The organism is Mesorhizobium sp. U510, assembly GCF_059180695.1.
This window is the reverse complement of record NZ_CP180532.1, coordinates 1,928,681-1,943,063: the sequence shown is the minus strand read 5'-3', so window position 1 is coordinate 1,943,063 and position 14,383 is coordinate 1,928,681. Positions and strand designations below refer to the sequence as shown.

Genomic DNA, 14,383 nt, shown 5'->3' with positions numbered 1-14,383 from the left:
CAGTGCCGGCGTCAGCACCCCAGCGGTCGAAGATACGCGACAAGTCGCGTGCAAAGTCATCCTGGGGACGCTGACAACAAGGTACGTGGGCTCAATCGCGTGCACCCCATTCACAAAACCGGCTCCGTGGAGTAGTGGGAACGCAGAGAAATCTCCGGTCGCAGCCTTACCCGGTCAAAACAAGGATTCAAACCATGAATGCCCTCGTCATCTGCTCCGGCGGATTGGACTCTGTTTCGCTCGCTCACAAGGTGGCGACCGAGCAGAAACTCATTGGCCTGCTTTCGTTCGATTACGGCCAGAGGCACAAAAAGGAACTCGGCTTTGCCGCTATGTGCGCCAAGCGGCTGGGTGTTCCGCACCAGATCGTCGATATCCGCGATGTCGGCCGGAACCTGAGCGGCTCGGCGCTGACTGATAATGTGGACGTGCCCGACGGGCACTATGCCGAAGATTCCATGAGAATCACGGTGGTGCCGAACAGGAACGCCATCATGCTGGCTATCGCCTTCGGGGTTGCCGCCGCGCAGAAGGCCGATGCGGTGGCCACTGCCGTCCACGGCGGAGATCATTTCATCTATCCCGATTGCCGGCCCGCTTTTATTGACGCCTTTCAGACGATGCAGAACCATGCGCTCGCAGGCTACGCCGATATCCGCCTTTACGCTCCCTATGTGAATATGTCGAAGGCCGACATCGTCAGTGAGGGGGCAAGGTACGCCACACCGTTCGAGGCGACGTGGTCCTGCTACAAGGGCGGTGCACGTCATTGCGGTCGCTGCGGGACATGTGTCGAACGGCGCGAAGCATTCGATCTGGCCGGCATTGCCGACCCGACAGATTATGAGGACGCGGACTTCTGGCTCCACGCTATCCAGACAAGGAGCGCGTGATGTTTCGCATTACCAAAGAGTTCCACTTCTCGGCCTCGCATCAGCTCACCTCCTTGCCACCAGATCATCAGTGCGCGCGTCTACACGGCCACAACTACATCGTCGTAGTGGAGCTGTCAGGTGGCGAACTGGACGAGCATGGCTTTGTGCGCGACTACCAGGACCTGGCTTCGCTCAAGCACTACATCGATGCGACGTTCGACCATCGGCATCTTAACGACGTGCTGGGGCATGACCGTGCCACAGCGGAATGTCTGGCCAGGCACTTCTACGACTGGTGCAAGGTGCGGCTACCACAAACCTCCGCCGTGCGCGTGAGCGAGACGCCGAAAACCTGGGCGGAATACCGGCCATGACGTGCGCGTCGCATCCCGGAATCCGCGTGAGCGAGATTTTTGGGCCGACCATTCAGGGCGAAGGCATGCTGATCGGCTTGCCGACGGTGTTCGTAAGAACGGGCGGGTGCGATTATCGCTGTTCCTGGTGCGACAGCCTGCATGCGGTGGACAGTCGCTTCCGCCATGATTGGGAGATGATGTCAACCGATGCGGTCTGGCAAAAGGTCATTGCGCTTTCCAGTGGTCAGCCCGTGATGGTGTCGCTGTCGGGCGGCAATCCGGCCATCCAACCGCTTGGCGGGCTGATCGACCGCGGGCATAGTGAGGGCTACCGTTTTGCATTGGAAACCCAAGGCTCGGTGCCTAAGGAATGGTTCGCCGATCTCGACGTGCTGGTGCTCAGCCCCAAGCCACCCTCAAGCGAAATGACGACAGATTGGGCCGCGTTCGACACTTGCGTCGAGGCGGCGCAGAATAAGCCGCGGATGGCGCTCAAGCTCGTCGTCTTCGACGATGATGACTATGCCTATGCCAAGGACGCCGCGGCGCGCTACCCGCAATTACCCGTCTATCTGCAGCCCGGCAACCACACGCCGCCGCGTCCCGGTCACGAAGACGATTTCATCGACATGGCCGGTGTGATGAAACGCATGGAATGGCTGGTCGAAAAGGTGACCCGTGACAGGTGGTTCGAGGCGCGTGTACTGCCGCAACTTCATGTTCTGCTTTGGGGAAACAAACGGGGCGTCTAGCCCACGCGGAAGGATTGCCGATGACGAGCAAGACAGACATCTAAAGCAATCTCATCCAATTGGGCGATAGCAACGTCGGTCCAAGAAAGCCCGAAAATGCCGTGCTGGAAAATGTTTCGAATTCGCATGATGGCTCGGCTATCGTGGGCGCTTCGCCGCTCCTATAGGCGTGAGTTGCTCTCGAACGAGCGCGAGCTTTCTGCCCGGTTTATTTGGCCGCCGATCAACGCTGCGGACCGAATGCGCTTGACAAGATAGCGCCGGCCCGTTCAATTCCAAGCATTCACCAGGGGAGTCCCGGCAAGGGGCTGAGATACTGCTAGAGCGCGCAGTGACCCGTTGAACCTGATCCAGTTCATACTGGCGTAGGGACGGTGCAAGCGCTTTGCGGGAGTTCACGCCCGAAGTCCTGTTTCCAAGCAGGGCGACCAAAGCGTCTTTTCATCCTTCCGGCACAGAACTGGGTCTCCAATGCATGAGCAAAGGAAGCCCTCTAGATGAATGCCCTCAACCCAGCCGTCTCGACGGGACCGCTGCCCGCCTCGCGGAAAATCCACAAATCCGGCGTCCTCCACCCGCAGATCAGGGTGCCGATGCGCGAAATCTCCGTCCATCCAACGGCCGGCGAGCCGCCCGTCATCGTCTACGATCCGTCCGGCCCCTATACCGACCCGACAGTCGAAACCAGCATTGAGAACGGCCTTGCACGGCTTCGCCATGAATGGATTATCGCGCGCGGCGATGTCGAAGCTTATGATGGCCGCCATGTCCAGCCGGAAGACAACGGATTCGCGGTGGGCGAGCGCCTGACGCCGGAATTTCCCATTCGCAACCGGCCGCTCAGGGCCAAGGCCGGCAAGGCGGTGACACAGCTTGCCTATGCGCGCGCCGGCATCATCACGCCCGAAATGGAGTTCGTCGCCATCCGCGAGAACCTTGGCCGCGAGAACCTCGGCCGCGAGATCTTGCGCGGCAAGCTTCAACGCGACGGCGAAGCCTTCGGCGCGGCGATCCCCGACTTCGTCACGCCGGAATTCGTGCGCGACGAGGTGGCTCGCGGACGCGCAATCATTCCCGCCAACATCAATCATCCCGAAAGCGAACCGATGATCATCGGCCGCAATTTCCTGGTGAAGATCAACGCCAATATCGGCAACTCGGCGGTCACCTCTTCGATGGCCGAGGAAGTGGAAAAGATGGTCTGGGCGATTCGCTGGGGCGCCGACACGGTGATGGACCTGTCGACTGGCCGCAACATCCACAACATCCGCGACTGGATCGTGCGCAACGCGCCGGTGCCGATCGGCACGGTGCCTCTCTATCAGGCGCTCGAAAAGGTCAACGGCATTGCCGAGGATCTGACCTGGGAGGTGTATCGAGACACGCTGATCGAGCAGGCCGAACAGGGCGTCGACTATTTCACCATCCACGCCGGCGTGCGGCTGCACTACATCCCGCTGACCGTCGACCGGGTCACGGGCATCGTCTCGCGCGGCGGCTCGATCATGGCCAAATGGTGCCTGCATCATCACCGGGAGAGCTTCCTCTACGAGCATTTCGCCGAAATCTGCGACATCTGCCGCGCCTATGATGTGTCCTTTTCGCTCGGCGACGGCCTTCGTCCGGGCTCGATCGCCGACGCCAATGATGCGGCGCAATTCGCCGAGTTGGAAACGCTCGGCGAACTGACGAGAATCGCCTGGGCAAAGGATTGCCAGGTGATGATCGAGGGGCCCGGCCACGTACCGATGCACAAGATCAAGGAGAACATGGACAAGCAGCTCGCTGTGTGCGGCGAGGCGCCATTCTATACGCTTGGACCGCTGACGACCGACATCGCGCCGGGCTACGACCACATCACCTCAGGCATCGGCGCCGCCATGATCGGCTGGTTCGGCACCGCCATGCTCTGCTACGTCACGCCCAAGGAGCATCTCGGCCTTCCCGATCGCAACGACGTCAAGATTGGCGTGATCACCTACAAGATCGCCGCCCATGCCGCGGACTTGGCGAAGGGCCATCCGGCAGCGAAAACCAGGGATGATGCCCTTTCGCGCGCGCGCTTCGAGTTCCGCTGGGAAGACCAGTTCAACCTGTCGCTCGACCCCGAAACCGCGCGATCCTTCCACGATCAGACCTTGCCCAAGGAGGCCCACAAGCTGGCGCATTTCTGCTCGATGTGCGGGCCGAAATTCTGCTCCATGCGCATCTCCCACGACATCCGCGCCGAGGCACAGAAGGAGGGCATGGCCGCGATGGCTGCGAAATACCGCGAGGGCGGTGATCTCTACATGCCGGCTGACGAGACCGGCGTACCGCTCATGCCGGAGGCGCCCGAACCGTCATGAGGGTGCTTGTCAAAGGGGCCGGCATCGCCGGCCTCACCGCGGCCTTCGAACTCGCCGCCCGCGGCGCGACGGTCACAGTCGCCGAGATCCGGCATGGCCTTGGCGGCAATGCATCGTGGTTCGCCGGCGGCATGCTGGCGCCATGGTGCGAACGTGAAAGCGCCGAGCAGCCGGTGCTGGATCTCGGACGCGACGCCGCCGACTGGTGGGATGCGGTACTGCCGGGTCAGGTGACACGGGCCGGAACACTGGTCGTGGCCATGCCGCGTGATGCAGGTGAGCTTGACCGGTTCGCCAGTCGCACGTCGGGGCATCGGCGTGTCGAGGAGAACGAAATTGCGATCCTGGAGCCCGGCCTCGCCGGCCGCTTCCGGTGCGGATTGCTGTTTCCCGATGAGGCTCATCTCGACCCGCGCCAGGCGATGGCGGCACTTCAAGGCAGGCTCGCGGCCATGGGTGTCGAATTCCACTTTGGCGCCGACGCCGGGCATGTTTCCGGTTTCGATCGTCAGATCGACTGCACGGGATTGGCAGCAGCCGATGACAGGCTGCGCGGCGTTCGCGGCGAGATGCTGATCCTGCGCACGCCCGATATCTCGCTGTCGCGCCCGGTCAGGCTGCTGCATCCGCGCTTTCCGCTCTATGCGGTGCCGCGCGCCGAGCATCGTTTCATGATCGGCGCGACGATGATTGAAAGCCAGTCCGCTGGACCAGTGACGGCGCGTTCGATGATGGAGCTTTTGGGCGCGGCCTATGCTCTCCATCCGGCCTTCGGCGAGGCTGGCATCATTGAGACCGGCGCCGGCGTCCGTCCGGCCTTTCCCGACAACCTGCCGCGCGTCGAAGCGAGCGGCAACACGGTCGCGATCAACGGGCTTTATCGCCATGGCTTTCTTCTCGCGCCCGCCATGGCGCGCCAGGCTGCCGACCTGGTTTTCAATCATGACGGAACCAAGGAGCTAGCTCATGAAACTGTTGGTCAACGGCGAAGCGCATGAGGTTGCCGCCAACACCCTGGCCGAGCTGCTTGCCGCGCTCGACTATGAGGGCGATTGGCTGGCGACCGCAGTCAACAGCGACCTCGTGCACAAAGCCAACCGGGCGGAATTCCGGTTGAGCGACGGCGATCGGATCGAAATCCTTTCGCCGATGCAGGGAGGCTAGCATGTTCGAGCTTCTCGGGACGACGCTTCCTTCCCGCCTGCTTCTCGGCACCGCGCAATATCCTTCGCCGGCCATCCTTGCCGATGCGGTCAAGGCATCGGGCACGTCGGTGGTGACCGTCTCGCTGCGCCGTGAGATGGCAGGCGGTCGGGCCGGTGAGAAATTCTGGTCGTTGATCCGCTCGCTGGGCGTCAGAATCCTGCCCAATACTGCTGGCTGTCATTCCGTCAAGGAAGCGGTGACCACTGCGAAAATGGCGCGCGACGTCTTCGGCACGAGCTGGATCAAGCTCGAAGTGATCGGCAACCACGACACTCTGCAACCGGACGTGTTCGGCCTGGTCGAAGCCGCCCGCATCCTGTGCGAGGACGGTTTTGATGTATTCCCCTATACCACCGATGACCTTGTCGTCGCCGAGCGGCTGCTGGAGGGGGGCTGCAAGGTCTTGATGCCGTGGTGCGCACCGATCGGTTCCGCCCTCGGGCCGGTCAACGTGATGGCACTGCGTTCGATGCGCGGCCATCTCCCTGGCGTCCCGCTGATCGTGGATGCGGGGCTCGGACGGCCGTCGCACGCGGCCACCGTCATGGAACTCGGCTTTGACGCCGTGCTCCTGAATACGGCGGTCGCCAAGGCGGCCGATCCGGTCGGCATGGCCCGTGCGTTCGGCAAGGCGGTCGCCGCCGGTCGCGAAGCCTTCAGTTCGGGAATGCTTGAACCGCGTGACGTCGCCGTGCCCTCGACACCGACGATCGGCAGGGCGGTTTTCTCATGAAGCTCGATCCCTTCTACCTGATCGTCGACAGTGCCGCCTGGATTGGGCGGTTGGCACCACTCGGCGTCAAGCTGGTTCAGCTTCGCATCAAGGACATGGGCGAGGACCGACTGCGCGCCGAAATCCGCAAGGCAAAGGCCTTGTGCGACGAGCACCAAAGCCAGCTCATCGTCAACGACCACTGGCGCCTGGCAATCGAGGAAGGCTGCGACTTCGTTCATCTCGGCCAGGAGGATCTACAAACCGCCGACCTCTTGGCGATACGGGCGGCCGGCATGAGGCTCGGGCTCAGCACTCATGATCATGCAGAATTGGAAACGGCCATAACGGCCATGCCCGACTACATCGCACTCGGTCCGATCTATCCCACCATCCTGAAAAAGATGAAATGGGCGCCGCAAGGGCTCGAACGGATCAGAGAGTGGAAGCATCGGGTAGCGCCAATCCCATTGGTCGCCATTGGCGGTCTCAACCCTGACAGGCTCGACGGAGTTTTCGCGGCTGACGCCGACAGCGCGGCGGTGGTCACCGACATCACGCTGAATGCCGATCCCGAAGGGCGCACACGAGAATGGATCGAAAAGACGGAGCGATGGCGCTGAGGCGAGAACCCCATGTGCTTGTCGTTGGCGGGTCGGACTCCAGCGGTGGAGCTGGAATTGCCCGCGATATAGAAACGGTTTCCGCCTTCGGGCTGCGCAGTTGTCTTGCCATCACCGCCGTGACAGTCCAGACGCACTCGGCTGTCGAGCACGTCAAGCTTGTGCCGTCGGAGCTTGTCGCCGCTCAGATGCGCGCCGCGTTCGCTGCCAACGCTGTGGCGGCCGTCAAGATAGGCATGATTGGGACATCGGCGGCTGTTGAGGCAGTCGGCGCTGTTTTGGTCAACCGCCAAGTGCCTGTGGTACTCGACCCGGTCCTGGCCTCTACCTCGGGACGCAATCTGCTGGCGGACGATGCCATTAATATGCTGCGCCACGATCTGATGCCGATCTGCCGGCTTGTAACGCCTAACCTGGTCGAGCTGGCTGCGTTTAACGGCTCGTCACCGGCCGCGGACGAAGAAGGGGCTTGTCGTCAGGCTGAAGAGCTATCGAGGACGGTGAGGACCGCCGTACTCGTCAAGGGCGGCCATGCACAAGGAACCCGTTGCGTCGACGTGCTTTTGCAGCCGAACCAACCTGCCGTTCGGTTCGAGGCGCCCCGCTTGCCGCGTGGGATGCGCGGAACGGGTTGCATGATGGCCAGCGCAGTCGCCGCCTCGCTTGCTCTTGGAGCGTCGCTGGAAGCGAGCGTGCGCCAAGCCAAGCAACATGTTTTCGATGCGCTTGCCGGATCGAAGGACATCGGGCCGATAAGCTGATCGGGCCGAACGTATCCAACGCTCCGATCAAGTCTGGCAGGCGATCGTGGGTCTACTCCTAGGACATGAAGGCCCTATCCGAGGGGTGAAAATGCGGCATACACGGTCGCTTTCGCCCATGAACAACACGCCGCTTTGAGGAGGAGCCGTATGCCTCTGTGCCAACAGTTTGATGGGTCATCCGAACCCGCACCTAGTCGTCGCTAGCGACCGCATGCCGCTTGGCACGTTGTTGGGTGAGCGAACGTTCGAACCGGGTTTAGCCAACTCGAGCCATAATTGCGGATTGAATCGCCGTTGCGGTATATAGGGAAGCATCTAACGACAGATTCCCAAACGCCGGTTGACAAAGGAGGTAGTTTGCACCTGCCGCTTCCAGCTGATCAAGAAGAGCTTGTCCCGCAGAAGCTGCCGTTCCTACTACGCACAATTCCTTCTCGATTGCTGCATCGAAGGTCAGCGGCAGGTTTGGTGGAGTCGGCATGCCATTGAGATCATAAAGGAATTTAAAGCTCTTTAGCCACCGTTCGTAAGCAGGTGCGGCGAGTGAACGTGCATCTGTTTCAGAACGCCCAATCACGACCATTCGGAGCAATCCAAGAAATGGCGTTTGGTCGTCCGCCTCACTGGTGTGCTCTCGACCGGCGCGGAAGGCATCAGTGATTCTTCGAACGGAAGAGGAAGGTCCCACGCACGCGATGTTCACGCCATTCGCAGCGGCCCAGACTGCCGATTCCGGTCGATTGGTGGCGATCCAAGTCGGCGGATGTGGACGCTGATGAGTTCTTAGCGTCAGCGGAACGCTGTTCAACTCAAAATGGCGACCTTGATAGGATAGCGTGCCGCCCTTCAGCGCATTGATAAGAATTTCGCTGGCTTCCGCATAGTGGTTTGGCGCCGCGTCCGAGCCAATCCCGAAGTAACCCAATTCGATCGGGAGCGAGCCGCGCCCTATCCCAAGTTCGAGCCTGCCACCGCTCAATTGGTCCAGCATACAGATCTCTTCGAACGCACGTAGCGGATGATAGAGGGCAAGCAGCATTACCAACGGGCCGACACGAAGGCGCCGGGTTCGCTGGGCTACGCTCGACAAGAACAGATTCGGTGAGGGACCTCTCCCATGTGGGGTACAATGGTGCTCTGCGAGATGATATGCATAGAACCCAAGGTGATCGCACGCCTCCGCTAACATCAGGCGATCTTCGTACTGTCGGGCGATATCGGGGCCGTCCTCGTCCAGATGATCGAAGATGCCGACAGCTAGGCCTGAAGGAAAGGCCTTATCCATGATATTGTCTCCATTTTTGACGCAACAAGTCCGGTTGCTTGCGTATTGCAAGCCATTTAAAGATTTCTCGCTCGTGTAATCGCTCGGATTATTGCCTGCGAAATGCTAAAGCAGAACCTTAGCAACCTAATGCGGGGGTGTTGACATATTCAATATTCTGCTAATACGACTAGCGGCACGAAGAAACGCATCCATTTGCTCTTTTGTACCGATGCTGACGCGGATGTAATTTTCCAAACCTTTATCTGGAAAGACGGCAACAAGTATTTTTTGCCTTGCGAAGGCTGATTGCCACCATGAGCCGTCCTGTCCCGTTGGCACGCGGGCAAGCAAGAAGTTTGCGTGGGAAGGGATTACGGAAAATCCAAGTTGCGACAGCGCGAGCGTCACTCGCCGTCGTTCATGCCTGATGTGTCTGTGGTTGTCTGCATAGGCGGCGCGGTGCGCAAGGACGCTGATACCGACCGCCTGCCCGATCACATTCATGTTGAAGACGTTCTGGATGTTGCGTAGCCTGCCGATAATTTCAGGATGACCGAAACCGAAACCGACGCGAACGCCGGCGGCAGCATAGCTTTTCGAAAATGTCCTTAAGACCAGAAGGTTCGAATAGCGATTGATGAGGCGTAGACCATTCTCGGGTGCAAAGTCGACGTAGGCCTCATCCAGCACGATCAAGCGGTCCGATTTCGCCACCAGGCGTTCGATATCGGCCACCGGAACGAACGTTCCAGTCGGATTGTTCGGATTGGCTAGCAGAATGAACTTGGCGTCCTTTGCAGGACCGCAGAGCAATTGCTCCATCGGCAAGGAATGATCTTCGCTAAATTCGATTTCGACAAATTGAGCACCCTGCAACGTTGCAAGTTTGCGGTTGAACGAAAACCCTGGCGACATCATCGCCACGCTATCCCCCGGGGCAAGGAAAGCTCTGTAGACAAGTCCAAGCAGTTCAGACGATCCGTTGCCGGCGATCACCTGATCCATGGAGACGCTGTAGGCATTCGCGGCTGCTTCCCTCAAGCTGATGTTATCGTCTTCTGGATATAGATACTGCCGTTCGAGAGCTGCAATCGCGCTTTGCATTATGATTGCTGGAAGCGGGAACGGGTTCTCATTCGTGTTTAGTTTTACCCAACCTGAATCCGGCGCTGGTCTATCGGATGGCAGAGCATCTAACTGTCTCGCCACTTGCGAAAGAGACGAAAGCACACTCTGAAGTTTTGCATCGGACATGTTTTTCTCCGTTTCAGTCGCAGAGGGAAGCCGCGATGAACTGATGGTCTAGAGCACATGGCCGACCGACGGTGCGTTCACACCGCCGTTGTCAGCACATTGACCCTCGAGGTCGGGCGGGCTGTCCTCCCGGGTCGGATTGACCCGACGCTCAGGTCCGCATCCACTCGTCATCGGGCCAAGGCTCCGCCTAACCACTAACTTGATTTGTCCCTGATATTTGCCTCGGTCGGCCTTTCAAGAACGCTTGATCTGATGCCGTATTTCCTCAGCGGGTATCCAATCTGGCGCGGCGTCAGTCCAAGCAGGCGCCGCCTTTGCCTGCACCGAGCCACATCTCTCCACGGCCGCGATGACACGCTCGCGATTTGACATACTCGCACCGCGGATTTTGACCGGTCACGGGCAAGCGCGAAAAATGCCCTGGCCGTAAGTCGGGGCGCCGCGACGTGTCGAGTGCACAGCGGTGTGATGCCTGGCCATGGGTTTCCTTTCATGAATCGCGACCGTCGACTGACTTCTCCAGGCCGCAACCGCACGTTGATTCACGAGACCGGAATGGGGCGGGCGAGTCAATCGAGCTTTCTTTCATCCGCGAAAGGAAACTCTGCGCTCATGATAGAATTCCATCAGTTTCATATACCTCCGGTAGATGATATCGAACGGCAGAATGTCTGCCCCGGCGTCCCCGCGGTGCCGGTGCTGATGGCCCGGGCCATCAGTCTAATCAGCTCCTGGCAAAGCTGGCGCAGTGGCGTGGCGACCGCCATCGCGACGATGTCATCTACGAGGGCCGACCGCGACTCCGGCGTGATTTCATCAAAATCGCGACAAGGTCTTGACCTTTGCCCACCTCGCGGAGCGGCTGATGGCCCCCTGTCCCGCCGACCAGCTGCGCTGCGCCGTTTCCCAAACGTCTAGGTCACATTTTCGAAGTGCGTGTTGGAATCGGTGATTCCGTATCACATTATCGCCACGTTTTAGCCGCGACGTGGTCGCAATCTCCCACCAGAAAGCCGGCGTTGCCCTGAGACGGTTCGGTCCGGCATCGACTCAAACCAGCCCCCCGCTTAAGGGTCAGTGCCGGATCGAACGCTTCTTGCATCTCTTTTTGAAGGAAATCAGGTGCGACGCCCGAAAAGCAAACGGCGGCCATTAGAAGCAAGCTGATCCGCTCCATTGATCGATACATGGTCCGCCAAATTGCACAGCGCGCCAAGGATCTGCAAATCAACGATGGTTTGAGGCGGCGGCTGCCAGGCGAGACACATCTCGGGCCGGTAGGGCCATTGCAGCATCATGACGGATCGGTAAACTTGATTGTTTGGATATAGTGCATCCATGGAGTGGATATGCGGGCCATGCCCACTCCGTCTAGCCCGCTGTCGTTGCCTCCAGTTTTTATCCAGTTTTGAGTTCGTTTCCGGCGTGGGTTGTGCCCTACTGGGCGGGTGAAGCGACCGGCGGCTGGCGCGGAGCCTTTGGCATAGCGCAGCGCGAGCGTCCGTCGCGGAGTGAAGGTGGTGGCGAACTCGGCCGGGTGTCTGCCAGGCGATTTGGGAGTGCGGCCGCGCGGTGTTGTAGTCGGCGCGCCACAGGGCGATGGCTACGCGCGCCTGAGCCAGCGAGGTAAACAGCGTCTCGTTGAGCAGTTCATCGCGCAGTCGGCCGTCGAAGCTCTCGATGAAGCCATTCTGCATCGGCTTGCCGGGCGCAATGTAATGCCATTCGACGCGGTTCTGATCCGCCCAAGAGAGGATGGCGTTCGAGGTAAACTCGCTGCCATTGTCGCTGACGATCATCCTCGGCCGGCCGCGCTCGGTGATGAGCCGGTCCAATTCGCGGGCAACCCGCATGCCCGAGAGAGACGTATCAACGATGAGTGCCAGGCACTCTCTCGTGCAGTCGTCGACGACGGCCATGATGCGGAAGCGTCGTCGCCCGTCGGTGAGCTGGTCCGATACGAAGTCGAGCGACCAGCGCTCGTCGGGCCTCAGCGGCACCAGCATCGGCGCCCTGGTCCCGATCGCCCGTTTGCGGCCGCCACGGCGGCGAACGGCGAGCTTCTCCTCCCGATAGAGCCGGAACAGCTTCTTGTGGTTCACGACCAGGCCCTCCCGCCTCAGCATCACGAGAAGACGCCGGTAGCCGAACCGGCGACGCTCCTGCGCGATCGCCTTCATCCGCTCGCGAACCTCGCGGTCGTCCGGCCTGCTTCCAAAGGTAGTTGCTCGGTAGTGCAGTCGTTCCAGCGAACCGGTGTCGACTCTATCGGTCTTCATGTCGCTGACTTATGAAGCATTCCGGCCATCGGATTGTTTGGTCCCACGAAGCCAGAGGAGTGGGGTTTCCGATTTTCCGACAAGGGCGTGCGCCTCGACGGAAGCGGCAGCATGCACAACATCTCAGTGGAGCAAGTTGTCTCCGCCTTCAGTTCGCTTCAAATGGATGGCGCGCGTCAGAGCCTATAGCTTGTCAGAGCCTCCTCGTCGCATCAGTTAGAATCTCACACCATTGCAGAGGTTGTGCGCACGAGGCGGACACCAAGATCGCCCAATCCGCGCAGTATGCAGTCGGGCTGGTGCACGAACTGCTGGTGTCCGAGGAATTGGCCGCGGAAATCTCCCCGGGCTTCGAGGTCAAGCCTTCCGAGGCCTCCCTGGCATACCCATCAATCCGCTTCATGCGCCCGGTGGTCCGGGTGTTCACTGATTTTCTCGTCCCGGCGCTGCGCGGGCAGAGACATAGCCCCTTGACACAAGGCATCATAATCCTGGGGTCGGGGGTTCAAGTCCCTCTCCCGCTACCACTGGGGGCTGTTGATGAAACGATCCGTCATCATCAAACTCAATCCGATTACCTACCGAGAGCCATCAGAAAAGCATCCATAAGCTCGAAAAGTCTATTTTCAGGATTATCGCCTTTAGTTGCTCCTTCAAGCATCGTGCAGAGATCAGCGCGCGAGATGGTTAGGATGAACTTTCCATTTTCCCGGAGTGCCCCCTCTGCCGCAGCGGTGGCGCTCTTCGACGCGCCTTCTCGAGCGATGACGATCGCCACAGTTCTCAGGCCATTGGCCATGAGATATTTCTCGGTGATCTGGATTTGCTGCCCAATCGGCTCGTCGTGGTTCTTGGCTTCGAAGACCACATATCTGGTCGAGAAGTCGGCCGCCAAATCGGACCAGAACGATGCCCCGGCCGACTTAATCCTGCCGACAAGGTCCATACGGTTTAGATCGTCGTTGGTTCGTTGCTGACGAGAAAGGTTTGAGAGGTGGGCGCTGAACAGGAAGCGAATTGCTTCTTCGCAGGCAATTTCAAACGCCTGCCAGCCTTTTTGCCCTGGTTCGATTGAACGGAGTTTGGCCGCCAGAATGCTTCCTTGATTGGGTGAACCTGACGCCGGTCTTTCGACGACGGCGTCAATGACGGTATCAGCGATCAGGTCCTCCAGCTGTTCAGCAAGGTCGTCATCATCAGCGACAATCTTGCGTAGGTCACTGAGTCCCCAAACCTCGACCTCGCCATCCAACCCTGATGTGTCGACGCGACTGCGATCCGCGTCGCTCAAATCTTTTGTCAGGATCAGGATTCCGCGTGAGTAAGGCCCGCGGACTACCACCTGACGCAAGTGGCTGTGCGCATCTCTCACCCACGTGTGCCAGTCGTGCTGCCAACGGAGTATCTTGATTTCAACGGCGACCGGCTTGGTTTCGTCTGCCGGTGTGAATGAGAGATCAGGCTCCCATCGGAACATCTCCCATTCCTCTTCCGAATCCGGGGACTCCTCCGGCTTCATCCGACCAGCACGACCAACGTCGGTTTGCGACAATGCCCGCCTGAGAAACTCTTCCCAGTCGCGACCAAGATTCATCAACTCAATCTGCAGTTCCTTCATTTTGCCCATGACCGAATCCGCATAGTTTGACGGCAATTCATGGGGCAGACGCAGGCGTCGGTGGCACAATAGCGGGGGAAGTCACGCGATGCCAGAAATCGCCGATCAGTTGCCCAAGTGCCGACGGCAATTTCAGCAGACGCGCACAATGCCTTGCCTGCCATGTTCGTCGTGGGGTGGCAAGCGGACTCGCGGGTTTCGGGCGGCTAAGTCGAAAGAGCTAACCTTCACCGAGTGAACGAGCTTCGGCGGCAACGCGACACAAGTCGAATCGTTCGAGCGTGAATCGACAGCTGCCTATAGCGGTCGGCTGCTCACCCCTTCCA

12 protein-coding genes, 2 pseudogenes and 1 riboswitch are annotated in these 14,383 nt (G+C 59.8%); of the genes and pseudogenes, 9 read left to right on the top strand and 5 right to left on the bottom strand.

Annotated features, from left to right (window positions below):
* Positions 1-194 precede the first annotated feature (194 nt).
* The 9 genes from queC to ACLGL5_RS11250 all read left to right on the top strand — a co-directional run bounded on the left by queC (position 195) and on the right by ACLGL5_RS11250 (position 7,633).
* Complete coding sequence (queC, locus tag ACLGL5_RS11290) at positions 195-893, top strand: 7-cyano-7-deazaguanine synthase QueC (protein WP_069091011.1); 699 nt, start codon at positions 195-197, stop codon at positions 891-893.
* The gene (gene queD, locus ACLGL5_RS11285; protein ID WP_069091010.1) at positions 893-1,249 is read left to right on the top strand and encodes a 6-carboxytetrahydropterin synthase QueD; all 357 of its coding nucleotides are present in this window, start codon (positions 893-895) and stop codon (positions 1,247-1,249) included. Before queC ends, queD begins: the two co-directional genes overlap by 1 nt.
* Positions 1,246-1,983 carry a 7-carboxy-7-deazaguanine synthase QueE gene (gene queE, locus ACLGL5_RS11280; protein ID WP_069091009.1) on the top strand — a complete coding sequence of 246 codons (738 nt, stop codon included), beginning with the start codon at positions 1,246-1,248 and terminating at the stop codon, positions 1,981-1,983. Before queD ends, queE begins: the two co-directional genes overlap by 4 nt.
* 278 nt (positions 1,984-2,261) lie before the next feature.
* Positions 2,262-2,373: riboswitch (TPP riboswitch) on the top strand.
* Between the two features lie 107 nt (positions 2,374-2,480).
* Positions 2,481-4,331: a phosphomethylpyrimidine synthase ThiC gene (gene thiC / locus ACLGL5_RS11275; protein ID WP_069091008.1), complete on the top strand. Its 1,851-nt coding sequence runs from the start codon at positions 2,481-2,483 to the stop codon at positions 4,329-4,331.
* The gene (gene thiO, locus ACLGL5_RS11270; protein WP_069091007.1) at positions 4,328-5,329 is read left to right on the top strand and encodes a glycine oxidase ThiO; all 1,002 of its coding nucleotides are present in this window, start codon (positions 4,328-4,330) and stop codon (positions 5,327-5,329) included. The genes thiC and thiO overlap by 4 nt, the downstream gene beginning before the upstream one ends.
* Positions 5,298-5,495, top strand: a complete 198-nt coding sequence (gene thiS, locus ACLGL5_RS11265) for a sulfur carrier protein ThiS (protein ID WP_006334020.1) — start codon at positions 5,298-5,300, stop codon at positions 5,493-5,495. Before thiO ends, thiS begins: the two co-directional genes overlap by 32 nt.
* 1 nt (position 5,496) lies before the next feature.
* The gene (locus ACLGL5_RS11260) at positions 5,497-6,270 is read left to right on the top strand and encodes a thiazole synthase (RefSeq protein ID WP_069091006.1); all 774 of its coding nucleotides are present in this window, start codon (positions 5,497-5,499) and stop codon (positions 6,268-6,270) included.
* Positions 6,267-6,872, top strand: a complete 606-nt coding sequence (locus ACLGL5_RS11255) for a thiamine phosphate synthase (RefSeq protein WP_069091005.1) — start codon at positions 6,267-6,269, stop codon at positions 6,870-6,872. Before ACLGL5_RS11260 ends, ACLGL5_RS11255 begins: the two co-directional genes overlap by 4 nt.
* On the top strand, positions 6,863-7,633 hold the full coding sequence (locus ACLGL5_RS11250) for a hydroxymethylpyrimidine/phosphomethylpyrimidine kinase (RefSeq protein WP_069091004.1): 771 nt from the start codon (positions 6,863-6,865) through the stop codon (positions 7,631-7,633). The genes ACLGL5_RS11255 and ACLGL5_RS11250 overlap by 10 nt, the downstream gene beginning before the upstream one ends.
* A gap of 259 nt (positions 7,634-7,892) precedes the next feature.
* Here the strand turns inward: ACLGL5_RS11250 and ACLGL5_RS11245 are convergent, their stop codons facing one another.
* From ACLGL5_RS11245 to ACLGL5_RS11225, 5 genes and pseudogenes are all read right to left on the bottom strand, one after another.
* A complete protein-coding gene (locus ACLGL5_RS11245) occupies positions 7,893-8,921 on the bottom strand; it encodes an LLM class flavin-dependent oxidoreductase (protein WP_069091003.1) in 1,029 nt (342 codons plus the stop codon).
* Positions 8,922-9,047: 126 nt separating this feature from the next.
* Positions 9,048-10,157 (bottom strand): histidinol-phosphate transaminase, encoded by a 1,110-nt coding sequence (gene hisC, locus ACLGL5_RS11240; protein ID WP_069091002.1) that lies wholly within the window; start codon positions 10,155-10,157, stop codon positions 9,048-9,050.
* A gap of 197 nt (positions 10,158-10,354) precedes the next feature.
* A pseudogene (locus ACLGL5_RS11235) lies at positions 10,355-10,532 on the bottom strand (helix-turn-helix domain-containing protein); the annotation flags it as partial.
* 1,018 nt (positions 10,533-11,550) lie between these two features.
* Positions 11,551-12,373: pseudogene (locus ACLGL5_RS11230) on the bottom strand (IS3 family transposase); the annotation flags it as partial.
* 640 nt (positions 12,374-13,013) lie between these two features.
* Positions 13,014-14,066, bottom strand: coding sequence for a hypothetical protein (locus ACLGL5_RS11225; RefSeq protein WP_069091000.1), 1,053 nt, complete (start codon positions 14,064-14,066; stop codon positions 13,014-13,016).
* Positions 14,067-14,383: the final 317 nt, after the last annotated feature.